Annotated in this window: 19 protein-coding genes; 10 read left to right on the forward strand and 9 right to left on the reverse strand. The window is 49.3% G+C overall.

All coding sequences use genetic code 11. The features are described from left to right. Window positions 1-357: 357 nt before the first annotated feature. The 3 genes from D2E26_RS07560 to D2E26_RS04400 are packed head-to-tail and all read left to right on the forward strand — an operon-like array spanning window position 358 to window position 3,637. Window positions 358-1,647: an alpha/beta hydrolase gene (locus D2E26_RS07560; RefSeq protein ID WP_241218870.1), complete on the forward strand. Its 1,290-nt coding sequence runs from the start codon at window positions 358-360 to the stop codon at window positions 1,645-1,647. After that, the gene (locus D2E26_RS04395; protein ID WP_241218871.1) at window positions 1,620-2,981 is read left to right on the forward strand and encodes a phthiocerol/phthiodiolone dimycocerosyl transferase family protein; all 1,362 of its coding nucleotides are present in this window, start codon (window positions 1,620-1,622) and stop codon (window positions 2,979-2,981) included. The genes D2E26_RS07560 and D2E26_RS04395 overlap by 28 nt, the downstream gene beginning before the upstream one ends. Then, a complete protein-coding gene (locus D2E26_RS04400) occupies window positions 2,978-3,637 on the forward strand; it encodes a DUF6320 domain-containing protein (protein ID WP_125963503.1) in 660 nt (219 codons plus the stop codon). The genes D2E26_RS04395 and D2E26_RS04400 overlap by 4 nt, the downstream gene beginning before the upstream one ends. A 100-nt stretch (window positions 3,638-3,737) precedes the next feature. Here D2E26_RS04400 and D2E26_RS04405 read toward each other — a convergent pair whose 3' ends face one another. From D2E26_RS04405 to D2E26_RS04415, 3 genes are all read right to left on the reverse strand, one after another. Beyond that, complete coding sequence (locus D2E26_RS04405) at window positions 3,738-4,151, reverse strand: hypothetical protein (protein WP_125963504.1); 414 nt, start codon at window positions 4,149-4,151, stop codon at window positions 3,738-3,740. Continuing rightward, a complete protein-coding gene (locus D2E26_RS04410; RefSeq protein ID WP_420897204.1) occupies window positions 4,148-5,692 on the reverse strand; it encodes a Y-family DNA polymerase in 1,545 nt (514 codons plus the stop codon). The genes D2E26_RS04405 and D2E26_RS04410 overlap by 4 nt, the downstream gene beginning before the upstream one ends. A gap of 70 nt (window positions 5,693-5,762) precedes the next feature. After that, on the reverse strand, window positions 5,763-6,524 hold the full coding sequence (locus tag D2E26_RS04415; protein ID WP_125963506.1) for an Ltp family lipoprotein: 762 nt from the start codon (window positions 6,522-6,524) through the stop codon (window positions 5,763-5,765). Window positions 6,525-6,813: 289 nt separating this feature from the next. Here D2E26_RS04415 and purF point away from each other — a divergent pair, with 289 nt between their 5' ends. From purF to D2E26_RS04435, 4 genes are all read left to right on the forward strand, one after another. After that, the gene (gene purF / locus D2E26_RS04420) at window positions 6,814-8,352 is read left to right on the forward strand and encodes an amidophosphoribosyltransferase (protein ID WP_125963507.1); all 1,539 of its coding nucleotides are present in this window, start codon (window positions 6,814-6,816) and stop codon (window positions 8,350-8,352) included. 126 nt (window positions 8,353-8,478) lie between these two features. Next, entirely contained in the window at window positions 8,479-9,513 is a 1,035-nt protein-coding gene (gene purM / locus D2E26_RS04425; RefSeq protein WP_125963508.1) for a phosphoribosylformylglycinamidine cyclo-ligase, read from the forward strand. Window positions 9,514-9,743: 230 nt separating this feature from the next. After that, window positions 9,744-11,039, forward strand: a complete 1,296-nt coding sequence (gene purD / locus D2E26_RS04430) for a phosphoribosylamine--glycine ligase (protein WP_125963509.1) — start codon at window positions 9,744-9,746, stop codon at window positions 11,037-11,039. 392 nt (window positions 11,040-11,431) lie between these two features. Beyond that, window positions 11,432-12,349, forward strand: coding sequence for an SPFH domain-containing protein (locus D2E26_RS04435; protein WP_125963510.1), 918 nt, complete (start codon window positions 11,432-11,434; stop codon window positions 12,347-12,349). Between the two features lie 149 nt (window positions 12,350-12,498). Here the strand turns inward: D2E26_RS04435 and D2E26_RS04440 are convergent, their stop codons facing one another. Both D2E26_RS04440 and uriH read right to left on the reverse strand, forming a co-directional pair. Then, complete coding sequence (locus D2E26_RS04440; protein ID WP_125963511.1) at window positions 12,499-13,065, reverse strand: hypothetical protein; 567 nt, start codon at window positions 13,063-13,065, stop codon at window positions 12,499-12,501. Between the two features lie 828 nt (window positions 13,066-13,893). Continuing rightward, on the reverse strand, window positions 13,894-14,880 hold the full coding sequence (uriH, locus tag D2E26_RS04445; protein ID WP_125963512.1) for a uridine-preferring nucleoside hydrolase UriH: 987 nt from the start codon (window positions 14,878-14,880) through the stop codon (window positions 13,894-13,896). Window positions 14,881-15,302: 422 nt separating this feature from the next. Between uriH and D2E26_RS04450 the strand changes: the two genes are divergently transcribed. The 3 genes from D2E26_RS04450 (at window position 15,303) to D2E26_RS04460 (ending at window position 21,841) form a co-directional block, all read left to right on the forward strand. Further along, complete coding sequence (locus tag D2E26_RS04450; protein WP_241218872.1) at window positions 15,303-17,582, forward strand: LTA synthase family protein; 2,280 nt, start codon at window positions 15,303-15,305, stop codon at window positions 17,580-17,582. Between the two features lie 186 nt (window positions 17,583-17,768). After that, window positions 17,769-19,178, forward strand: coding sequence for an alpha/beta hydrolase (locus D2E26_RS04455; RefSeq protein WP_241218873.1), 1,410 nt, complete (start codon window positions 17,769-17,771; stop codon window positions 19,176-19,178). Further along, a complete protein-coding gene (locus tag D2E26_RS04460) occupies window positions 19,175-21,841 on the forward strand; it encodes a bifunctional lysylphosphatidylglycerol flippase/synthetase MprF (RefSeq protein WP_125963514.1) in 2,667 nt (888 codons plus the stop codon). The genes D2E26_RS04455 and D2E26_RS04460 overlap by 4 nt, the downstream gene beginning before the upstream one ends. 138 nt (window positions 21,842-21,979) lie before the next feature. Here D2E26_RS04460 and D2E26_RS04465 read toward each other — a convergent pair whose 3' ends face one another. The 4 genes from D2E26_RS04465 to D2E26_RS04480 form a co-directional block, all read right to left on the reverse strand. Then, a complete protein-coding gene (locus D2E26_RS04465; protein ID WP_125963515.1) occupies window positions 21,980-22,363 on the reverse strand; it encodes a Fur family transcriptional regulator in 384 nt (127 codons plus the stop codon). 103 nt (window positions 22,364-22,466) lie between these two features. Then, a complete protein-coding gene (purK, locus tag D2E26_RS04470; protein ID WP_125963516.1) occupies window positions 22,467-23,615 on the reverse strand; it encodes a 5-(carboxyamino)imidazole ribonucleotide synthase in 1,149 nt (382 codons plus the stop codon). Further along, window positions 23,599-24,093: a 5-(carboxyamino)imidazole ribonucleotide mutase gene (gene purE / locus D2E26_RS04475; RefSeq protein WP_125963517.1), complete on the reverse strand. Its 495-nt coding sequence runs from the start codon at window positions 24,091-24,093 to the stop codon at window positions 23,599-23,601. The genes purK and purE overlap by 17 nt, the downstream gene beginning before the upstream one ends. A gap of 211 nt (window positions 24,094-24,304) precedes the next feature. Next, window positions 24,305-25,324, reverse strand: a complete 1,020-nt coding sequence (locus tag D2E26_RS04480) for a zinc-binding dehydrogenase (protein ID WP_125963518.1) — start codon at window positions 25,322-25,324, stop codon at window positions 24,305-24,307. Window positions 25,325-25,489: the final 165 nt, after the last annotated feature.

Here is a 25,489-nt window from a genome sequence, read left to right on the forward strand (position 1 = left end):
CTCCTTGAGTCGGCGCGATTACTTGTTGTGAGCTGCAATTGGTTTCTCATGACTGAGCAGCTCGTGATATTGAGTAATCTACGGAGCCCTGCTTGGGACTAGCTCGCGAGCGCCTTGGAGCTTACTCGCGTGTTCACTGAGCAACTACTTGGGATTTTGTTGACACCTTGTAAACACACTTCACAATTCATAACGACCTTGTTATACGCAAATACTTTCCTCAACTCATGGCTGTCCCGCGTTCGCCGCAAAGCAGAGACTCCGCGTGCCTTAACGTGTGCATGACATAATGACCACAGCTCATACATTGCGAATGAACTCTTATCTGCCTCGATTCGGCCTATGAAAGGTGATTCCATGCCCATTAACAAGGCTATTTACGCCACAATTAGCCGTCTCATGCCAAATGCTAAACACACGTATCGTTTGCAGCGTGTGGTTGAGGGCGTGGGCGCGCGTATGGAACGAGGCTTAAGTCATATTTGTGACTCGCAAGATATTTATCTGACGCTTGGTGACGGTTACGAGCTGCCGTTACGTGTGTTTACGCCGCTTATTTCTACAACGTCATATCGTTACTCCCCTGAGCTGCAAACCGATAAGAAGACGCTTAAAGAGCAGTCTCGTCAGCACAAGCTCGCTGTGAAGCAGCTTAAGGAACAAGAGAAGGCTCAGTCTGCACAGCTCAATGCTGACGCTGCTGAGTCCGCAGATATGCTCGACTCCAATTCCTCTGAATCTCCAGTTGAGTCTCCTGTTGAGTTGAAAGAGCAGGCTGGTCAGCCTACCGACTTCACGTTGCATGGAAATATTTTATTTATGCATGGCGGTGGCTGGGCCACTGGTAGCTCCGAACTCTATACCGATGCTTGCGCCAACTTGGCATTAATGACTCAACGCCGCGTGATCTCTATTGATTACAGGCGCGCACCAGATCATCGTTTCCCTACGCCTGTTGAAGATTGCTATCAGGCAGCGGTGGCACTGTTCCATGGCACGCTTGATTTACCTGAGGTGCCGGATCATCCAGAATTGTCGCCTCATGCCACGCCAGATGACATTGTGTTATTTGGTGATTCTGCAGGCGGCAACTTGGCAGCAGCGGTAACGCTTATGGGCCGTGATCGTCGCACATTTAATGTGCGTACATTAATGCTGCTCTACCCTTGCTTAAATAACGACTACAATCCAGCTACTTCTGCTTACGATTCTGTGCGCACGAATGGCCGTGATTACTTGCTTACTGCGCAAGACATGATGGATTATTTGGAAATGTATCGCAGTAATATTCCAGACCTCATGAATCCATATTTTGCACCACTTAATGAGCATGATTTGACGAAGATGCCTCGAACGCTCATTATGAGTGCAGAATACTGCCCGTTACGTGATGAGGATGAGCGCTTCGCTCATCTACTCGCCGACGCTGGTAACAAGGTGCAGTGTTATCGTATGCGTGATGGCGTGCACGGATACTTGTTGTATCCACGCATTTCACCATTGGTGTCACGAACTTACAAAGTCATCGATCATTTCCTTGACGGCGTTCCTTTCGACAGCACTACCGATCATGACGTTACGGACGATTCAACTGAGTTGAGCAAGGAGCATGAGGACGAATGGCAACTGATTCTTGGTACCGACTAGACAATGTCGGCAAGTTCTATTCTTCCCAGGCTGGTCGCTCATTACAAACCGTATTCCGTTATGCTGCGGGACTCGTTGATCCTATTGATGCCGACGTGCTGCAGCATGCATTAGATCGTGCTGTTCGCCGCTTCCCTAGCTTCAATGTTCGTTTGCGTAACGGTCTGTTTTGGCATTATCTTGAGCAGTCGGATGAACAATTACAGGCTACTGAAGAGCATTTGCCTATTTGCTCGCCACTGCATCAGGGACCGTTAAGCCCGCTGTTCCGCGTTACGTATTACCGTGATCGCATTAATTTGGAAGTCTCTCATATGATTTCCGATGGTCGTGGTGCGCTCAACTTCTTTAAGGCGCTGCTCCACGAGTACATTGCCGAACGCTATGACATCAGGGATGTACCAAGTGAGTACTTGGGATCTGACGCTGATAAGGCTGAGAACAGTTTCGACAAGTTCTACGACCGCCACAAGAAGACGCCGCAACCAAGCACGAAGATTTTCCATCTGCCTGGTATTAAGGACCGCACTGCGCCAACGTTCCTTGAATACCATGTGAGCGTTGATGCAATTTTGGATCAGGCACATGCCTGTGGTGTTTCATTAACGTCGTATTTAATCGCAGCCATTATTTGCTCGATTCGTTCTACGATGCCTACGCGTAAGCGCAATCGTGCTATTCGTGTTGATATTCCTGTGGATCTGCGTAAGTTCTTCGGCTCAGAAACAGTGCGCAACTTCTATGGCATGACCTACGTGGCCGTAGCTCCCGGAGAAACTGATCAATCCTTGGCTGATATTGCCCAAGAAGTGCAGCGCCAGATGCGTAGTGCTGCTGGCCGCGAGCGCGTTGAAGGCTATATGAATACGATGGTCGCGCTTGAGAAGAATGTAGCTTTGCGTCTTGCTCCTTCTTTTATTAAGGATTGGGCGCTTGAAGCAGCCCAGCGCGTGACTGAGCATTCGACAACAACTACGATTTCGAGCGTTGGCCGCTTCAAGCTGGATGAGCGACTCGAGCCGTTCATTCATACGGTGAATTTCTTAACAACTCCAGGTGGGTTGAATTTCACGGTGATTTCGTGCAAGAACAATCTTTCAATTGGTATTTCTTGTATTTATCACAATCTTGATATTGTCAAGAATTTAGTGCGTTTGTTTGCGTCACTAGGTATTGAGGGATACATCAATATTGCGGGTGCTTCTGTTGAGCAGTCGTTCCCGGCTACTACGCATGGTCAGCTTGATAAAGAACTTCTGTCTCAAGCAACACATGAGCAAGATGAGCTACTCAATGCTCATCCGAACGTATCTGAGGAGAGGACAGCAGAATGAGGCGTTGCCAAGCCTGCGATGTTGATTACACGGGTCATATTGAACGCTGCCCATTATGCCAAAGCGATTTGGTTGGTGAAGCAGTTCCCGGTGTATTGCCTCGTCAGATTCCTATGTTGAAGCCTCGTAAGCTTCTGATTGAGACGCTGATGTTTGCCACCATCGTCTGCATTGTTGCCATTGTGTTCTTTGCGTATCTGTTCCAATGGCCCTGGGCCGATGTTATTGCAGCACTGATTTCGTTCTGCATTATGATGATGCTCGTCACGAATACCGTGGCACATTCGGTACGACCACTACGCCTCTTCTTCCGCTTACCGTTCTTCGTTGTGCTTGCCAGTTTGGTCTGGCTACTGTTTACTCCGAACTCAATTATTACTGAGTTCGTATTGCCGATTACCTCGCTGGCCTCGTTTGCGTATGATGTGGTGATTCTGATCATTCTGCGCGATAAAGCCATTGATCGCTACTTCAAGTATTTGATCTTTGACATTATTCTGGCCGGTTTAATGACGATTATGATTCCACTCGGTTGGACGCCATGGCATTTGCTCGTACTGATTAATACAGCTGTTGCCATCATCATGCTGTTTAGCCTCATCATCTTTGCACATCGTCAAATTGCCGATAACATGCATCGTCAATTCAGTGCATAAAGAACTGCCACATCGGCACAATTCAGTGCGATAAGCAAGGCCTAGGAATTGTAGAACTCATCAATAATGAGCACTTATATTCCTAGGCCTTCACTATTACTCAGTACTGGATATCGACGATGTTGGCGAGCGCAATGCGTGAATCATCGTCCATAATGATGACGCGTGCTGCCTGATCGAAGTGATGAATAACGCCTTCGGTCACCATGTATTCGCCACCGTCTTTGCGCCCATCGGGTTCAAAGTGTGTAATGACCACCCATGGTTCTGATGAGAGTTGACCGAGCACGGCAATGAGTTTGTCATTGAGTGCAATCTGCTCATCTGGGCCAAGGGTGACGCGTGCTTTGGTTTGGCGTGCAGTTTCGTCAATAGTTGCTTCGAAGCCTTTAAGCGCTGCGAATGGCATGAACTGTGCTGCTCGATTATGCATAGTCATATGGGGATGCTTGCGCGACTGATGATGTGGCAAATGAATAATGTCGTCGTATCGATCACTGTGTTCAATACTCATGCGCTATGTCCCCCGATCTGTGTGTTGCGTTCTCGCGTACGGGCACTTTCGTCTAAATCAATACCTTTAAAGACTGCATTGGCACCGAAGCGTTGCTTCACATTAAGTAGTGCTTGTTGCACGCGCACTTCGGCTTGATCCTGTTCCTGAGTCTGACGCTGCTGTACGGTTTCTTCGTCATCAACACCTTGTGCTGCAAACAAATCTGGCTGCTCATATTCGATTTGTGTACTTGGCTCATGAGCTGGCTTTGTGGTTACAGCAACGAGTTGGAGGCGTCGTACTTGTAAATTTGGATCGGCAATATCACGGAAAATACTCAGCATGGCTTCGCGAATTGCAGAGCTTGCTGCCGTGAACCTGCCAAGTTTCATAGAGCCTCGCGCGCTTTTTGGCTTTAACCGTCCATAGCGGTCACGGCTTAAAGCTCGTGCACCAGCGCCGCTTACTGCTTCGTCACCATGAAGTCGCTCATAGCCAATACCTAAATGCACTTGATTGGTTTGCCAACCTTTGGCCACGAGTGAGAGTGCAAGCTCATCAGCCATTTCTGCCACAACGGTTCGTGCTTCGTTATAGTCATAGCCTCTTGGCAACACTTGGCCCGTGCTTAATGATGAAGCTGATGGATGATACGCCTTAATATCAGCAATTGTGCATGGTTCCCAGCCCCAAGCATGATCGATAAGCAGCTCGGCATTCACGCCAAACATGCGATACAGCAGATCTTCGTTGTAATAATCGTCACTGCCGCCAATGGAACAGCGTGCAATGTCACCCATCGTGTAGATACCAAGATGGGCTAAACGTTTGGCAATACCTTTGCCTACGCGCCAGAAATCAGTAAGTGGTTTATGGTTCCACAGCAGATGGCGATACGATGCTTCATCAAGTTCTGCAATGCGTACGCCATCTTTATCAGCAGGAATATGCTTAGCCACAATATCCATAGCCACTTTGGCTAAATACATATTCGTACCCACGCCTGCTGTTGCCGTAATACCAGTTTGGCGAGCAATATCAGCGACAATACGACGAGCAAGTTCATGCCCCGTGCACTGGAAATAGCGCAAATACTTTGTTGCATCAATAAAGACTTCGTCAATTGAATACACATGGATGTCTTCTGCTGACGCATATTGCAAATAAATGCTGTAGATTTTCGCACTTGTTTGCACGTAGTGGCTCATGCGCGGCTTGGCAATAACAAAGGACTCACGCAAATGCGGATCTTGTGCGAGTTCAATCGAATTGACTGAACTCTCTGGTCCGAGTTTGCGACCGGGCGCCTTGAGCCTGCGCTGTTCATTGACAAGTTTCATCGCCTGTTCTACTTCGAATAGACGCGCTCGTCCTGCTATGCCATGGGCTTTAAGCGATGGTGAAACGGCTAAACAAATAGTTTTGCTCGTACGCGAAGCATCAGCAACAACCAGATTCGTCGTTAATGGGTCAAGGCCCATTTGCACGCACTCAGCCGAAGCATAGAACGACTTCAGGTCGATTGCTAAATACGTGCGTAAACGAGACATGCTCCCCATCGTACACGAAAATTCGAACATCTGTTCGAACGCGTGTACGAATGAGGAGCATGTTTTACAAAATATTTAATTATTCAATAGCATCCGTTGGTTGGTCATTCATGTGGGCAATAGCGTACTTTGCCTGAGCCTTGGTGTACAGGTCGTTCGTCACCAAGTGCTGCTCAATCTCATCATCGGTGTAATCCGACCACTGCTTATACGACTGAGCTGCACGTACAGCGTTCTTGTTCCAGTCCACCTTGAGCTGCTTCATAGCAGCATCAGCATTGTCGCGCGAGAAGTTATCAATCTTCACGAGCTGCTCGTACGTGCCCTGCTGGCTCAGGTACAGCACGTTAGCGTACAGCTGTGCAGCCTTAATAGCCTGCTGCTCATCGCGAGGTGCATGGCTATCAGCCTGTTCACTCCGTTCACGGTTCATGAACTGCTCAATACGTTCACGCTCAATTTCCGTGTTGTAGGAACGACGATCCTGTGCATCCCTACGCTGCTGCGGTACTAGCTCAGTAGAATCGGCATTGCGAGCGCCGCTTCGCGTGTTTTGTGCGTGCCACTGAGAAGCTAATGTACCTGCAAGAGCGAGCACAATGCACAGCAAGATAACAATGAGCCAGAACCACGGCGTCTTATAAGCAGGCGTAACGTGCTTGCCAGCCGAAACGTTCTCTACGAATGTTGCGGGAGCATCGTGATCGTCGGACGAGGCGGAAGAGTCTACAGTACTATTTGCAGACGTTTTCAAATCAAAAGCGTCATCATTCGGCACAGAAGAAGCCGATAACTGCTCTTTGGACTCTTGTTTGTTGCCATCTTGCTCACTGTTTTGCACGGTTTACCTCGACCTTTATCACGAATGCTTATGTGTTAACTGAGTTGACACAACCGTAAAAAGCGAACCATAAGGAACTCTGAATTCCACCTACCGGCTGAATTTTGTTCAATCAGCCAACGTTTGCAAAACCTGAGTCATGATGTGAGATTATCGCGAAGATTAGCCCCCTTTTCTCTCGTTTTCTTGTTAGGGTTGACCTGTAGCGAGACCCTCGCCTCCCTCGGAGAATCTTGGAACCTCGCCGGAGCAATCCGGCCTTATTCCGGTTGACTGGAAGGACCTGGCTTTGTCGGCTGAACTCGAAGAAATCCACGAAGAGTGCGGTATTTTCGGCGTATGGGGCGACCCTGATGCGTCCCGCCTCACATATTTTGGACTCCATGCGTTGCAACATCGAGGACAAGAAGGCGCTGGCATTGTTTCTAACGATCACGGTCATTTGATTAGTCACCGCGGTCTCGGTTTGCTGACGCAAGTTTTTCATGATGAAAGTCAGATTGAGCGACTCAAAGGCGAAGCAGCAATTGGCCATGTGCGCTACGCTACTGCCGGCTCAAGTAGCTTCGATAATATTCAGCCTTTTACGTTCCGCTTCCATGACGGCGATATGTCGCTGTGCCATAACGGCAATCTGACAAACTGCCCTTCACTGCGCCGCAAGCTTGAGAATGAGGGCGCTATTTTCCGTTCGAATTCCGATACCGAAGTGCTGATGCACTTAATTCGTCGTTCGCCACGCAGCACGCTTCTTGATCGACTGTGTGATGCATTAAATACCGTGCATGGTGGTTTTGCCTACTTACTGCTGACCGAGCACGAGATGATTGGTGCGCTTGATCCGAACGGCTTCCGTCCGCTGACGCTTGGCCGCATGAAGAATGGCGCTTATGTACTCTCCTCTGAGACGTGTGCGCTCGATGTTGTTGGCGCTGAACGTGTGCGTGATATTCAACCTGGTGAAATCGTGGTCGTCGATAACGATGGATACCGCATTGTGCAATACGCACCGCATACGCAACTTTCGATTTGCTCGATGGAGTTTATTTATTTTGCACGCCCTGATTCCGATATTTATGGCGTCAACGTGCACTCAGCTCGCAAGCGCATGGGATCTCGGCTCGCGCTCGAATCTGCTGTTGAGGCCGACATGGTTATTGGCGTGCCAAACTCGAGTCTCTCCGCCGCCGCTGGTTACGCTGAGATTTCTGGTCTGCCGAACGAAATGGGTTTGGTCAAGAATCAGTATGTGGCCCGCACATTTATTCAGCCAACACAGGAGCTGCGTGAGCAGGGCGTGCGTATGAAGCTTTCGGCTGTGCGCAGCGTCGTTAGTGGCAAACGCGTTGTTGTTATTGATGATTCGATTGTGCGAGGAACCACATCACGTCACATTGTGCAGCTACTCAAAGAAGCTGGCGCTGCTGAAGTACATATGCGTATTTCGTCGCCGCCGCTCAAGTACCCATGCTTCTACGGCATTGATATTTCAACGACTAAAGAGCTTATCGCTGCCAAGAAGTCGGTTGAAGAAATCCGCGAGTTTATTGGCGCCGACTCGCTTGCATTCTTGTCGCTCGACGGTCTGGTTGAGTCCATCGGCTTGCAGGGTGACGCTCCATACGGCGGCTTGTGCGTGGCTTATTTCAACGGCGACTACCCTACTGCGCTCGACGACTACGAGGCTGACTTCCTCGCCTCACTGCCGAGTGAAGACTGCGAGCGCTTGGCTCATTTTGCCGAGTGCAACAGCGAGTATGTAGGCAACGAGTTCCACTCCAGTATTGTTTCGCATCACGCCCGTCGTGCTCTGCGAGTTGACAGCTAATCAGTGGTCATATTGATTTTTGCATTTCTGTAACTGATCCATAGCAATTCATTTTTAATAAGCCAAGAACCATACGTACTCAACAAAAGAACCACATCGGCGGATTACTGCCAGAAAGGGCCTAACATGCCTCAAGCCTACGAAAATGCTGGAGTCAGCGTTGAAGCAGGATACGAAGTTGTTAAGCGAATTAAGCAGCACGTTAAGCGCACTGAACGCCCGGGCGTTATGGGTGGCATTGGCGGTTTCGGCGGTCTTTTTGATCTCGCCTCGCTTGGCTACCAAGAGCCTGTGCTGATTTCTGGTACCGATGGTGTGGGTACAAAGCTCGTTATTGCGCAGCTCATGCATCAGCACAATACGATTGGCATTGATTGCGTGGCTATGTGCGTGAACGATATTGCAGCACAGGGTGCTCAGCCATTGTTCTTCCTCGATTACATTGCTTGCGGCAAGAATGATCCAGCAGTGCTTGAACAGGTTGTGGCTGGTGTTGCCGATGGCTGTGTACAAGCTGGCGCTGGGCTCATCGGTGGTGAAACTGCTGAAATGCCAGGTATGTATGACATCGACGAATACGATCTTGCAGGTTTTGCCGTTGGTGTGGCTGAACGTTCGCAGATTGTAGATGGTTCTACTATTCAGGCTGGCGATGTGCTGATTGGTTTGCCAAGTTCTGGTGTGCACTCAAATGGTTTCTCGCTCGTTCGTAAGGCTCTGTTTGAGCAAGCCGGTTACACCGTTGATACGGAACTGGCTGAGCTCGATGGCCAGAAACTTGGCGATGTACTGCTCACGCCTACAACGATTTATGTCAAGGCGCTGGCTCCACTATTTAAGGCTGGCGTTGTACATGGTGTTGCCCATATTACGGGTGGCGGTTTCATCGAGAATATTCCTCGTATGATTCCTGATGGTCTAGCCGTACGCATTGAACTTGGCTCGTGGCCTGTGCTGCCTATTTTTGATGTTATTGAACGAGCTGGTTCGATTGATCATATGGAAATGTTCAACATTTTCAATATGGGCATTGGCATGGTTGTTGCCGTTCCAGCACAGCAGGCTGATGAAGTACTGGCACTGCTAGAAAGCAATCATGAGCAGGCCTACCGCATTGGCGAAGTCATTGCCAAAACCGGTGATGATGTGGAGTTCGTCTGAGTTTTGCCATGGAACGTGTATCCACTGCAATATTTGTTGCTATGAAATGTTGTGATGCACGTTCTTGCACAACACTTCTTGCGCTACACTGTGTGCAACTGTGATGAGGCTTCTTTCTTCATCACAGTTGTTCGATCATCTCAATATCTATGCATCCGGCTGCATAGCGTGATGTTTTCTCGTTAAATCGTGTATCGACTACCTTCTACCCGACGGATTGGAACTATCCCATGAAGATTCTTGTCATCGGTTCTGGAGCTCGCGAACATGTTATTGCTAGCACTTTGCTTGCTTCTGAACATGTGAATGAAGTCGCTGTTGTACCGGGCAACCCTGGTATGGAACGCGATGGATTACGTATTGTTAATCTCAATTCCAAGAACCAAGCCAGCATCATTGAATTCGTACAGTCGAATCATTATGACTGGGTATTCATTGGTCCTGAAGTACCATTGATGGAAGGCATTGTAGATGCACTAGCAGAAGCTGGTATTCCTGCATTCGGCCCTACCAAGCAAGCTGCTCAGATTGAGGGCTCCAAAGATTTTGCAAAGCAGCTTATGGCACGTCACCATATTCCAACTGCTGCATATAAGACTTTTGCCGATCTCGATTCCGCCGTAGCTTATGTACACGAGCAGGGTGCTCCAATTGTTATTAAGGCCGATGGTCTTGCTGCAGGAAAAGGCGTTACCGTGGCTATGGATGAACCAACGGCTATTGCTGCTCTTGAAGACATTTTCCTTGATCATAAATTCGGCGCAGCTGGCGCCAAAGTAGTTATTGAAGAATTCCTTGAAGGTCAAGAATTCTCATTGATGAGCTTTGTGAATGGCACTCGCTTCTGGCCTATGCCAATTTCACAGGATCATAAGCGTGCTTATGACGGTGATCAGGGACCGAATACCGGCGGTATGGGTGCCTATTCCCCTGTACCTCAGATTCCTCAGTCAGTTATTGATCAAGCAATTGCCACAATTGTTGAACCAACGGTGCAAGCTATGGCCGATGATGGCATTCCATTTACTGGCATTCTCTATGCTGGTTTAATTGCCACCGCAGATGGTCCAAAGGTTATTGAGTTCAACGCTCGCTTTGGTGATCCAGAAACCGAAGTGGTGCTGCCACTGCTTCAAAGTGACTTTGCTATGGCTATTAATGATCTGCTCGTTGGTAAAGAACCAGACTTCACTTGGGATACTCATGCAGCAACACTGGGTGTGGTACTTGCCTCCGATGGCTACCCAGACCACGTTATAAAAGGTGCTGCTGTACCAAACATCACACTCGATGCAGATTCACACGTCTACTACGCAGGTGTTGCCTCAGCATCAGAAGATGATGATGAGTGCGATACCGAAGTTAACGAAACTGGTTTAATCGGCAGCTCTGGTCGCGTTATGTTCGTACAAACCAAAGCGCCAACGCTTGCCGAAGCACAGCGCAAAGTCTACGAACTGATTCCAGACGAAGTGCCAGGCATGTTCTACCGACACGACATCGGTGCCAAAGCACTCAACAACTAATCGCTGCTACGCATGGTTCAGCACACTTCGCTGTTCCGCCGCACATAAGCGATATGCAGTACTAAAAAACTTCTCACCACACATAAGTGAGATGAAGCAAAACTTCTCACCCACACGTAAGCGAAATAGAAAACGTAACCTTTTCGCACACGAGTGGAATAGAAGTACTTATCTCTCGCACGTAAACGAGATGACACTACGAAAGCCGTTGCGGATTCATTACTCCGTAACGGCTTTCGCTGTTCACAACAGAGCCTGCATTTTCCGATATCCGTCATATTTCGGTTCCGTTCCGGGAGTTGAGATAGGAACCCCCTTCACTCCCAAAATCCCATATTGTGAGATGCGAGGTTGGCTACAACGGAGTGAGCCTCTTTAGGAAAGGATTCATTATGGCGGCTCTAATTATGGCCATCATTGTTCTTCTGCTTCTGATCTGGTTGCTCAGTGCATCGATTTTTGTTGTGCAGCAGCAGACTGTATATATTATTGAGCGATTTGGTCGATTCCGCCGCATTGTTGGAGCAGGTATTCACGCTCGCATTCCTGTTATTGACCGAATTGCTAAGCGCGTTGAGCTGCGTACATTGCAGGATAAATTCGATCTGTCTGCAAAAACGAAGGACAACGTCACAATCACCATGACTGTAGCTGTGCAGTATCGCGTTTCGCAGCAGCCTGGCAGAAACATTATGGATAGCGGCATTTATCGCAGCTACTATGCACTGGCCGATCCAGAGGATCAGATGAAGAGCTACATTATTGATGCTTTGCGCTCCACAGTACCTCAGTTCAACTTGGATTCAGTGTTTGATGAGAAGGATGCTATTGCTGAGAACGTACGTCAGCAGGTTGCCAGCCACATGATCCAGTACGGTTACGAAGTTGTTGGCACACTGATTCAGTCAATTGGTCTACCTCGTGATGTTGAAGAAGCAATGAATTCGATTAATGCTGCCGAGCGTGAGAAGATCGCTACGCAGTCGCGTGCTGAAGCTGAGAAGATTCGCGTAGTAACCGAGGCAACAGCTCGAGCAGACGCTATGAAAGAAGCTGGCCGCGGTATTGCTGATCAGCGTAAGGCTATTGCCGAAGGTATTAAGGACTCGCTGTCAACAATTCAGGAGGCCGGTGTAACAACTGGTGAAGCTAATGAGCTGTTCACGTTTACACAGTGGACCGATATGATGAGCGAATTTGCTCGCGAGGGTAAGTCCTCCACGGTTGTGCTGCCAAGTGATTTCAAGCAAACCGCTTCTATGTTTGAGCAAATGCTGGCTGCCAGCGAAGCTCAGCAACACAAGAATTAACAGCATAAGAATTGGCGGCACAAGCAATGCGCAATTGATTGCCGTTCCTTTTCTGCACCAGCAGCTCCTACAACAATTTTGCCCTGTACTCGTAAGTTCCCCGATAATCATCCAAACATTATTCGGGAGTCGAGTGCAGGGCTTTGTTGTTACTGAGCTGGGTACTTGTGCTGCATATCAAGGCTCTCTTCAGCCACGCGAACGAACCATTCACGGCCAGGAGATGACATATGACGCAAATAGTCGCCAATCGAATGCAGCATACGAGCCACATATTGCTGCGCCTCAATAGTTCCCTGTTCGGTCAGCACCACAGCATTGCCATCGGCATTATTCGAAGATCGTTGTTCAACCAGACTAAGATCCTGCAACGTTTGTACAGCTGGCTCAATATCTTCAACTTCGTCAGGAAGCTGCACACTGAGCGACTCAATCGTCTGTACTTCATCGCTTTCGCTATGCATAGCGAGCTGAGCGAATACGCGCTGCACAATCGGAGACTTCAAATGTTCCGTACTGCTCTTACCAAGTGCATGCATATATAACTGAGCCCAACCTTGAGCTGCTGCAAAGACCATACCAAACTCATGATTGCTCATCACACCAGCAGGAGTTTCAATCGTGATGGTCTGCATCGATGGATCTTCAGGAGTTGAAGTCTCGGTGCTCTGCGTCTCGCTCATAGCATTCGTAGAATTAACGGTTTCGTCGCTCATTATGCCTCATTCATCATGTTGCTCTTGCTTTGGCAACTGCTATGTTCAGGCATAACACATGCACTTCATTCTCACCTGAGAGCTCAGTACCAATCCTCTTTAGTGCAGGATCTACTTCTCCATTCAGAATCCACTGCAGTTATAGTCTCGAATAGTTTCAGCTACTGCCTTATGTGCAGCAGGGTCAGGTACCCGAGGAATTTGCACGGGAACAATACCTTCGAGTGCAATTCCATCGGGTTAGCGACGAAAATGCACATAAAGCACGCAAAATGCGTTGTTTGAACTCTTCATGTGCCGTTATGTCGGATACTCGAGCAATCTGCACGTGAACACCACCTTTACGTGCAATTCCGTCGGGTTAGCGACCAAAACGCACTTGAAGCAAGCAAAACGAACGATTTTCACCCTTGGAATGCAACCTCGTCGGGTACCTGAGCAAACTGCACACGAACACCACCTTCACGTGCAATTTCGTCGGGTTAACGACCAAAACGCACATGAAGCAAGCAAAACGAACGATTTACACCCTTGGAATGCAACCTCGTCGGGTACCTGAGCAAACTGCACACAAACACCGCCTTCAAGTGCAGCTACGTCGCACATCCGAGCGAATTGCACACGAACCCGAAGCACACGAACATGGGATATCTACAACACCGCAACGACGCAAACGTTAACGAATACAAAAGAGGCTGGCCACAGTACCTACTATGACCAGCCTCTGTAATACAGCCTCTGCTACTTCGTACCTATATTCCTCATATTGCTATTTGGAACCTATTCCATTCCGAAGCGCAAATTCTGCTGCATGCAATGCGTTGCGAATCATGCACGCAGGGACACGCCGCTCTCCTGAGCAGCCTTGATATCTTCAACGCGCTTCACAGCATCAATAACGAGGTTCCAGAACTTCTCGAAGTCAAGCTTCACAGCAACCTGCGTGTTGCACTCTTCCTCGGATGGCTCAAGACCACGAAGATCAGCAACCGTCATGCCAACGGTCAGATCGCCACGCAGCTCCACCTCGACAGGAGCGCGACGCGTCGTGATGACGCTTGGATCGATCAGGTAAGCAACGGTGCATGGATCGTGGACTGGTGGATCAACGAACTCTTCAGCATCCTGATAAGACTTACGGAAGAAGTCCATAAGTTCAGACACGAACTTCGAGGTTGGCGTACCAATCTCATCAATCTTGGACTGCACTTCTGGCGTGCACAGTGCCTGGTGCGTCAGGTCGAGGCCGATCATCGTGACCTTCCAACCCTTCTCAGCAAACACCATGTGTGCAGCTTCTGGATCCGTCTTCACATTGAACTCAGCAACGGCGCTCCAGTTACCCGTGTGGTAACCGCCGCCCATGAGCACAACCTGCTTGACGCGCTCAACAATGCGTGGCTCCATACGCATAGCCATTGCAATGTTCGTCAGTGGGCCCGTTGGCACGAGCGTAATCGTGCCTGGCTCATTGTTCATAATCGTGTCAATAATCCAGTTGACAGCGTGACCTTCATCGAGTGGACGCGTAGGCTCTGGCAGCTCAGTGCCATCAAGACCCGTAGCACCGTGCACGTAGTCAGCCACCTCAAGTGGGTGAACCAGTGGACGATCGCAGCCTGCGTGGACTGGAATATCAGTTGCGCCGTACTGCTCGAGGCATGCACGTGCGTTGTACGTAACCTTTTCCAGAGATGCATTTCCACCGATAGTGGTCACACCGAGCAAATCAATGTTTGGATTTGCAACAGCAAGCAAGATGGCAACAGCGTCATCATGACCAGGATCGCAATCAAGGATAATCTTCTCCGACATGGGTCCTCCCTTGGACTCGCACTTTCTCTTCCGACTCAACTATATGTCTCGACACGCCGGAAAGTGTCGAATTATACCCCCTTAAAAACAGGTTTCTTTTCTTAGCTAAATCGTTTTACCTTTACCAAATGGATTCAGGAGGGCGCACACCCAATGCTCGCTTCATATTTGATTGAAATTCACCGTTCATTCCCCTATTTTTTCGCCGTGCATCTCTCGATGTCGGCTTCTAAAGGAGAATAGTGTTGTTTGAATTTTTATTATTTCCGACGAATCCGCACTGAGCCGTCGTTCGGAAATCAATGCGGTGCCCCACGTATTACGCATTCAGACTGAAGCCTGATTTATGCGTTCAAAAATAGGTCATCATGCATCAAGATCCGAACACATATATGGATAAGAGTAGGGAGAACGGCGAGTATATGGAATCGAAGAGGCCTGAACAACCCCAGCAGCCTTCGCAGCAACCGCAACTCGAACCTATTGAAGAGCTATTCATTCAGATGCGTCATCAGCCAGATCCATTCCACGCACCTGATCCTGCTGCAGCACCAGTAGTGCATGATGATGCAGCTGACACTGAAGATGCTCAGACGAGCAGCGCTACGAGCACAGACAAGGTCAAGGCTGCACCAGTTAAGAAGCGTCGCAAGAGTGAGTACAAACATAAGCGCGCACATAAGCAGCATCGCCCATTCCCAGGCTGGCTGTATGCCGTGCTGTTCATTGTGTTTGATCTCGTTACGCTCGCTATTGTGCAGTGGGGCGTTTCAGCACCAACGACGAATGACTCTCTGAATCGTGTCTCTTTGCTCGACATGATTATGAAGATGGGCAAAGGTAATTTCGTCTTCCTGTTTAATGTCCTTATTATTGGCCTTATTTATTTGGCCCTGTTGATGCTGACGAATAGGTTCTGGATTGCTACACCTATTTTGACGTCAGTGGCCATTATTTATGCAGTGGTTAATCGACTCAAAATTGAAGTTCGTACTGAGCCATTACTTCCATCTGATCTGAACTTCTTGCATAGTGATGCGGAATCAATTGCAGGCTTTATTCCAACCGGCTCTGCATTCCTTATTACTATGGCCGTTATTGTTTTGGTCGCCATTATTGTGCTGTGCATTGTGCTCAACCACTTTGATGGTCGCCATGGTTCTATGGTTCGCGGTCGCACTGCTGCTACGAAGTCGTTAGCTGCTATTGCTCGTATTCTGTTGACGATTCTGCCAGTGAGTGGTCTGTACTTCTACGTCATGCAGGTTGGCAATGTGGACTCTTGGGCATACAAGGTTTCACGTGCTATGGGTGATACGCCAAGCATGTGGGATGGTGTCTACGATGCGCAGCGTAACGGTCCAATTGTGTCGTTCTTGCGTCAGATTCACCCAACCATCATGCAAATGCCTGATGATTATAGTGAGCAGACGATGAACGACGTAGCTAAGCGCTATAGCGAAGTCGCCACAAAAATCAATACAAAGCGCAGCGAAAATCTGACGAACAACACGGTTATTTATGTGCTGTCGGAGTCGTTCTCTGACCCAACGCGAGTGCCGGGCGTGAAGCTGAACAAGGATCCAATGCCACAGATTCGTGCGCTCAAGGGTGAGACGACCAGCGGCTTGATGTTGTCGAGCGGCTACGGTGGCGGCACGGCAAACCTTGAATATATGGGCCTGACGGGCATGTCGATGTGCAATTTCGATGCGTCGTTGACGAGCCCTTATCAGCAGATGCTGCCAGGCGCAAGCTGGGTGCCATCGATTAACCAGATGTGGGGTAACCCAAAGAACTCCATTGGTTTGCACCCATATGAAGCCTCGATGTACTCACGTGCGCAGAACTATAAGAAGATGAAGTTCTCGCACTTCTACACGCTGTCTGGTGAGGATAAGATCTCACATCAGGATCATATTGACGATTCGCCATACGTTTCTGATGAGGCTGCATACAAGAGCACGCTGGAACAGGTTGAGTCTACGAATAACAGCCAGTTCATTCAGCTCATCACTATGCAGAACCACATGCCGTACAAGCACTGGTACAAGAACAACGAGTTCAAGACCACAAATAAGGCTGGCTCGGAAAAGCTGACGGATAGCGAACGTGAAGACATCGAGACCTATTCCAAGGGCATGGAATACACCGATGACGCCACGATGGACTTCTTGAAGCAGCTAGATCAGGTCAACAAGCCAGTAACCGTTGTGTTCTATGGAGACCACTTGCCAGGTATTTATAAGACGGCTAGTAAGGATGAGAAGAACTCAATTGACTTGCACCTGACTGATTACTTCATTTGGTCGAATAAGGCTAGCGAAGTGAAGGGTGAGCCAATTCAGGATATTCCTGCGGATACGAATGTGTATTCGTCGCCTAACTTCTTCATCGAGCAGGTTGCCCAGCAGACTGATTCGAAGGTTTCGCCATTCATTGCGTTCCTGACGCGTATGCACCAGCATATTGCGGCTATGGAGCCACCTGTGGTTAATAAGATTCAGGGATGGGATCGAATTCCTGAGGGCCAGGCTATTTATCTGAATAGCAAGGGTGATCCAATGAGTGTTGCCGATATGTCGAAGGATACACGTGAGCTGCTGCATGATTATGAGCTCATTCAGTACGACATTACGGCTGGCAACCATTATTTGAAGGATACGAACTTCATGAATTTGCCGAATACTAAAAATTCATGATCTTCGAGTGAAATGAGTCAGACTTCACTACAGTAATTGATATTCACTACTGTAGAAATCAACTGAGAAACTGCTCTACAGAGTTGCTTTGGAGTTTAACGACGATTACGAGCCAGTCACCGTTGTTGGTGGCTGGCTCGTAACGATTGCAGGCGTTTGGAGGATAGAGTGAACGCTTTTTATAGCGTGCATATCACTGACGGATGGCTGCCTGCGCTGCTGTTCTGGCTATGCGTAGGCCTTGTTGTGCTGCTTATTGTGACGCAGCTCGGCCGCGGTACTCGTGACGCGGTAGCTGTTCAGGCAGCTCATGAGTCGAATACGCCACACCATAAGAAGTACCGCTCCCCTCGCCATCGTTTGGTGCTCGAGCTCATTATCGCTGTTATTACTGGCCTCGTTGGTTTCGGCATTGCTGCGTTCCTGTCGGAAGTAATTAATGCGTTCGGCGTGAGCTTGGGCTGGGAAGTTATTCGTACGATCGGCCTTGGCCTAGGCGTTGTCGGTTTTGGTGTTGCAGCACTGATTTTTGCTCGTCGCTGGCGCAAGATTTTCGCTGCTTTGCTCGTTGTGGTTAGCCTGCTGACGACGGCTATGGGCGTCAACATGATTTATGGCGAGTACAAAACTATCGGCTCAATTTTTAACTATGACGATAGTTTGAACTTCTCCTCTGCCGACCTTCGCGTTAATCAGGCTATTAGCGTTGAGGAATGGAAGCAGGAGCATGCTTCGGGCCGCGGTCAGCATTATCCAGATGAAGGCCGCCGCTATACGGTGAACATTCCAAACACTGCTTCTGGCTTCCACGCACGTAAGGCAATTGTGTGGCTGCCACCTGCAGCATTTGCTGCTCGCCCACCAAAACTGCCTGTTATGGTTATGCTTGCTGGCAACCCTGGTAGCCCTGGTCGTTATTTCCAGGCCAGTAATACGGTGAGCCTGCTTGAGCAATATGCCAAGGACCATTATGGTATGGCTCCAATTGTTGTTTCGCCAGACCAGAACGGCTCGGACCAGATCAATAGTTTGTGTGCCGATACTGCTACGCATGGCAAGGCTGAAACCTATTTAACGGTTGATGTGCCAAATTGGATTAAGCAGCATCTGCCTGTAGAAGACGCGGCTTCACAGTGGACTATTGGCGGCTTCTCGCAGGGTGGCACGTGCGCTGTGCAGTTAGGACCAAATCATCCTAACTTGTTCAGTTATATGGTGCCTGTTGATACTGAACTTGAGCCAACAAATGGCACTGTAGAAAAGATGGTTGCGCAGGACTTTGCTGGCGACCGTGCCGCATTCGAGCGTCAGATTCCTACAAATGCATTCCGTAGGCATGCCACGCCAGAGCAGACACTTATTATTGGTGCAGGCGCAGAAGATGCCGAATCGATCAACAATATGATTACGATTGGTCGAGTAGCACGCGAATCTGGCGTACATGTAACTGAACTTATTTCACGCGATGCTGGTCATACGTGGAAGGCCGTCAATCAGGTATTTGCTTGGGCATTACCTTGGATTGCAACTCAACAAGGATTAGGAGACCATGCTGCTCCTATCACCGACTATCCAGCACTGGAGGAACGTCAATGACCGATAGCGGCCAAGAGACGAACACAAAGACACAGGACGATAGCCCCGCTATTGTTCCTGAAACGATGCCACAAAGTGCGCATGATAAGCAGCGTAAGAGGTCTGAAAAGCGCGTAGCTCAGAACGCTAAACGTCGCAGTCCTGCGAGCTTGCAGTTGCTTGCTGATTTGCGTCAGTGGTCGCATGAGCAGGCTTTTGCACTGTGGACTACCGCAGGATTCCTGTGCATTAACATTATTTGGCTTGCCTCATATGTTATGCATCGCAAGCCGCTGCCATTGCTGCGTCTGTCTACTGATCTGACTGACTTCAATGTGCTGCACTTGCTGCCGTCGCTGATTTTGACGCGCAGTATGTTCTCAATGATTATTTATGCACTGCTCATGCTGCTCGTGCTGTGCATTGCTGAACCATTACTGGGCCGTGCCCGCACGATTATTGTTGCGCTGGTCTCCACTATTGTGGGTTCGATTTTCGGTTTGACGCTGTGCGGTCTTGTCTCGCTGATGCTGGGCGATGCTGCCAACGTTGAGCACATCCGATTCTCCTTGAATCCAATTGTGCTTGTTATTGGTACGCTTATGGCCGCTTCGGCATATGCCGGTCAGCTGTGGCGCCGCCGCATTCGCATTATTGGCTATGCTGCAATTCTTGTTGTGCTGCTGTACGGCGGTAATCCAGGTAATTACTGCACGCTGCTGGCCGCTATTATTGGCCAGATTCTAGGCCGCGTTTCGGCTGGTGCTCCAAAAGAACACAACCAGTGGCACTGGCAGCATTCGTCGAGCTACGAAGTGCGCCGCATTTTCTGTGCAATTGGTGTTGTGCTTTCGCTGGGTCCAATTGTTGCGCTGACTACGCATTCGCACGCTGGTCCACTGACTGCTATGCCACTGCTGATGAATCAGGATGATCCTAATGAGGATCTGCTGCGCAAGTGCTTGGATGGCACGCAGGTTAAGGGCTGCATGACGCAGTTCGAAATCATTCGTTCGTCTATGCCGGGCAATGTGCTGCGCTCAGTGCTGCCTTTGGTTGTGCTGCTGATTCTGTCTTGGGGCTTGCTCAAGGGTCGTCGTGCAGCAGCTTGGTTCGCTGTGGCACTTAACGGTTTCGCCTCGATTGCTACGCTCTACTACTATCTGCTGGCTCCATTCTCGATGGGTGCAAGCACGATTCATATGACTGCTGTGGCTTGGAACAACTGCATTGTGAATACGCTTGTTCCGCTTGCTTTTGCCGTGGCTTTGATTCTTGAGATGCGTCACTTCAACATTCATACGGACCGTGCATCACTGCGCTGGGGTGCGTTGACTGTAGTGACTACGTTTGTGGTGTGCTCGGCTGTGTACTTGGCTTACGGTCTGCTGTTCCCACAGACGTTCTATCCTCGCCCAACGTTCGGCATGCTCGTTGCTGAATTGCCAGGCCGCTTTGTTCCATTAGGATTCCTGACTCACACGCGCATGGCATTCATTCCTGTGTCTGGTGTGGCGTCGTTCGTATACCAAATTGTTGGTGTGGCCTTCTGGATTGTGTTGGTTATTGCAGCAGCGCGCTGGATGCGTTCTGCTACGCAGTCCGATAAGAAGACGCGTGATTTGGCTGAGTCGCTGGTGCAGCGTGGCGGTGAATCGATGAGCTTCATGGCTACGTGGACGGGTAACGAATACTGGCTATCGGCAAGCCGCCGTTCTGCTGTGGCTTATCAGCACTTGAATGGTATTGCACTGACTTGCACTGGTCCTTTTGGCGATCCAGAAGAGTGGATGGCTGATTTGGATGAGTTCTCGAGGGCAAGTTCCGAACAGTCGTGGACGCCTGTGTTCTACTCGGTGCATCAGGAGGCTCGTGATCATCTTGCAGCTCAGGGCTGGCATTCGCTCAAAGTTGCTGAAGAGATGGTTATTGATCCTAAGACGTGGAAGACAACTGGCAAGAAGTGGCAGGATATTCGTACTGCTATTAATAAGGCCAAGCGTCAAGGCATTGTTGATGAGCTGACCACGTGGGAAGAGTGCAGCGCCGATGTTCAGGAACAGATTGTTGAGATTTCTGAACAGTGGAGCTCTGGCAAGGAATTACCAGAGATGAAGTTCACGCTTGGTGGCGTTGAAGAGCTCAAGGATCCACGCGTTGCTATTCTCTACTGCATTGATCCAGATGGCGTTGTGCAAGGCGTGACGAGCTGGCTTCCTACTTACCGTGATGGTCGTGTTATTGGTTGGACGCTTGACTTTATGCGTCACCGTACCGATTCACCAAATGGCATTATGGAGCTGCTGATTGCTCGTATGGCTCAGCGTATGCACGACTGGGATGAGCAGAATCCAGATGAGGCTATTGAATTCGTCAGCCTGTCTGGTGCTCCTTTGACTGGTTTGGATACGCCTGCTGATGCTACGAGCGATGATGATTCGAATATTAACGGCACAACAATGCTGCAGCATTCGCTGGGTCTTGTTGCCAATATGCTCGAGCCTGCTTATGGTTTCAGGTCGCTGTACAACTTCAAGAAGAAGTTCCAGCCAACGAGTCATCCAGTGTATTTGTGCTATGCCGATTCTGCTGCTCTGCCGAATATTGGTATTGCCATTCTGCGTGCATATTTGCCAGGTTTGAAGGCCAGCCAGATTCCATCGATGCTGGCGTCGCTGAAGTAAGCGCAATTCCATTGCTGTGCTGAATCCTATTGCTGTTGATTCAGCACAGCAAATGATGTAGCACAGCAAATGATGTAGCACAGCAAACAAAAATCCCTGATCCGCTTACGTGCAGATCAGGGATTTTTTACGTGGTACTTAAGCCTTCTGGCAGGATGGGCACAAACCGAACACTTCGAAGGTGTGCGATTCAATTGTGTAGCCCGTCTTCTGTGCAATAGTGCCAAGCCATGCATCGCTTGGTGGCTCGATTTCTACAGTGCGGCCACAGTTACGACAGATAATGTGATGGTGATGACCGTTGCCACGGCACAGGCGGAACAACTGTTCATCGCCCAAACGCACAGTATCAGCAGCGCCTTCTTGAACCAGCGAATTGAGCTGACGATACACAGTTGCCAGACCAATTTTTTCGCCTTCCTGCAGCAACTGCTGGTGCAGAATCTGTGCCGAAATAAAGCGATCGTTCTTGCGCATCTGTGCGAGCAAAGCATCACGCTGTTTTGTTTGCCTTTGGACCATAGTTATTACGCCTCCATTCCTACCTCGTAACGGCTAGGTCCTCACCTTAAGATCGTCCTTAAGGTTGAGGTTGTACTCCATGCAATACATGCTAGAACGATTATTAATGCCAAATACCTAAATATTCAAGCATTCGGACCATTTCGTCAGGTTTTTTGCAGAGTACTGTAACGTGACCCATTTTTCGGTTCACTTTTGCTTGTGCTTTGCCATAATCATGCACATGCCACTGAGGCTCTTGTAAAGCGCGCTCCTGTACTGATTCAACATGCTGGCCAAGCACATTGACCATCACTGCTGGGCTTAATAACTGCGGTTCTGGCAGTGGTAAACCAGCGATACCTCGGATATGTAAATCGAACTGATCAAATGAGCACGCTTCAATTGTGTAATGCCCTGAATTATGTGGACGGGGTGCTAGCTCATTCACAATTAATCGACCATCATGCGTAACGAATAATTCAATGGCCAAGATGCCAGCCAAACTAAATCCTTCGGCTAAACACAAGGCAAGATCACGCGCACGTTCAGCAAGAACTGCATCCACCTGTGCAGGAGCCACCGTCATATGCAAAATATTGTTGCGATGAATATTGCGCACAAGCGGGAACGTTACATATCCTGAGCCATTGCCACAGACCAGAATTGAAGCTTCAAACGCAAAATCAACGAACGATTCAAGAATGGATGGAGGAAACTCTTCATCTGGCCACACAAGCTCCAGATCCTTATCCCTCTTCAGCACAATCTGACCATGGCCGTCATAACCACCCTCAGCCGTTTTTAATACTGCTGGGTAACCCAACTCACGTAACGCTTGTTCCAGCTCATCCCTAGATTCCACTGGTCGCCAATGCGCAGTTTCTATGCCATGCTCGTTAATAAATGTTTTCTCAGCAATACGATTCTGAGTCACGCGCAACAATTCCGTACCCTGAGGCACAGCGACAATATCGCTTACTGCATCAAGTGTTGCCGCATCAACATTCTCAAACTCGTACGTCAGCACATCACTATGCTCCGCAAGCGCTTGCAGAGCATCGGCATCATCGTAGTCAGCCTGAATATGCAGATCAGCTACCTGTGCTGTTGGGCAATCAGGCGTTGGATCGAGTACTGCAATACGGAAGCCCATATATTTGGCAGATAGTGCCATCATGCGTCCAAGCTGACCGCCGCCCACAATGCCAATAACTGCTGGCGGACGTAGTGACTGAATTGTTCCCTGTGTCAGCTCAGATAAGCTCGGCATTCGAAGCCTCCACTTTTTGCTTGAGTTCTTCGCGATACGCCTCGAGCTGGTCAGCTAGTTCGTTATCATTCATCGACAGCATCGAAACAGCCAACAGGCCTGCATTTGTTGCACCCGATTTACCAATAGCTGTTGTGGCCACTGGAATGCCACCCGGCATCTGCACAATAGACAGCAGCGAATCTAAGCCAGACAATGCACGAGACTGCACTGGAACACCAATAACAGGCAACGTTGTTTGTGCGGCTACCATACCTGGCAAATGTGCTGCGCCACCGGCGCCAGCAATAATAATTTTGATGCCAGCTGCACGTGCACCATGTGCAAACTCGGCCATTAATTCTGGTGTTCGATGTGCCGAAACGACTTGCTTCAGATACGGTACTTGGAATTGATCAAGCATGGCACATGCATACTTCATAGTTTCCCAATCACTGGCTGATCCCATAATCACTGCAACTTGGGGCTTGGCATCCATGAATTACCTCCGTATTGGGTGTGCGCCAACCTCATTCACATTAGCGTAGAACGTTCAAATTCTGCGGTCATCTGTCCAGATAGTATTGAGCAAATAATTCACAATTCATTGCGCTATACATCGGCAATCGATACATCTCAATACAACACATGCTCAAGCAATACATCAGAAAAATAACCAATCAGCGTGCATGACGGCTCACTGCAGCCAATCAGAATGCAATAGCAGCTTTACCGAATTGCGTTCCTTCCATTACTGCAACAAATGCTTGCCGTGCTTGGTTGACGGTCCATGTTTGTGCAATAACGGGCACCAGTCGTTGATGCTCAACAAAACGCAGCATACGAGCGAAATCAGCACGCGATCCCATCGTCACACCCTGCACGCGCAGATCTTGGAAGAAAATACGCGTCAACTCAGCACCCGGCATATCACCTGTTGTTGCGCCACAAACAGCGATTGTGCCGCCCGGACGCACCGAACGAACAGAATGTGCCCATGTTGTTGATCCAACCGAGTCAAGCACTGCATCAACTTTGTGTGGCAAGCGTTCACCCGGCTCCCCTGCCCAATCAGCACCAAGTTGCACAACCCGCGAGCGCTTTGCCTCGCTTCTCGAACACACGAATACTTCGAGGCCCGCAGCATGTGCCATTTGTACGGCAGCCGTAGAAACACCGCCACCAGCACCTTGTATTAATACGCTATCGCCCGGCTTCACACCAGCTGCAGTAAATAACATCGAATACGCCGTTAGCCAGCTGGTGCCTAGGGCTGCCGCTTGTGCTGCTGTGAGATGCTGCGGCTTGGCAAAGAGATTGGCAACAGGAACGCTCGTATATTCAGCCATCGTGCCCGCATAATATTCCGACAGAATCGAACGCCGCTCCCCCGATGCAACACCCTGTTCTGTGCCGACACTCGCGTCGCCCGGTTGACCGTTGAGTCCAACAACGGTATAGGCCACAACCTCACTGCCCACCGGCAAATCAGGGCGTCCATCCAATGCTGTTTCTACTACGCCGCACACATCAGTACCGAGGATCATCGGCAGTCGAGAGGCCTGCAATCCCACTCCCTGAAGACTCCAGAGATCATGGTGGTTTACGGTTACAGCTTGCGTACGAATACTCGCCCATTCCTGCCGCGCTGCCGGTTCTGGCATGTCCGTTACGCTCAGTGCCGCCAACGGTTCATTTGGGTTAATTTCTGCTGCTACCACTGCTCGCATTGCTGACCCCCTTGAGTCGCACGTTTCTGTTGTATGCCAAGCGTACAGGGCTTTGCAATGCAATAACAGTGCTTGCTTTCTATACGGCAATACGGGCATGGATTTGTGTTCACTGATTGAGTGACAACCACTGGATCCCCCGCAAAGTGACACCCGTGCGATAGA

The organism is Bifidobacterium dolichotidis, from assembly GCF_003951975.1.
GTDB classification, from domain to species: Bacteria; Actinomycetota; Actinomycetes; order Actinomycetales; family Bifidobacteriaceae; genus Bifidobacterium; species Bifidobacterium dolichotidis.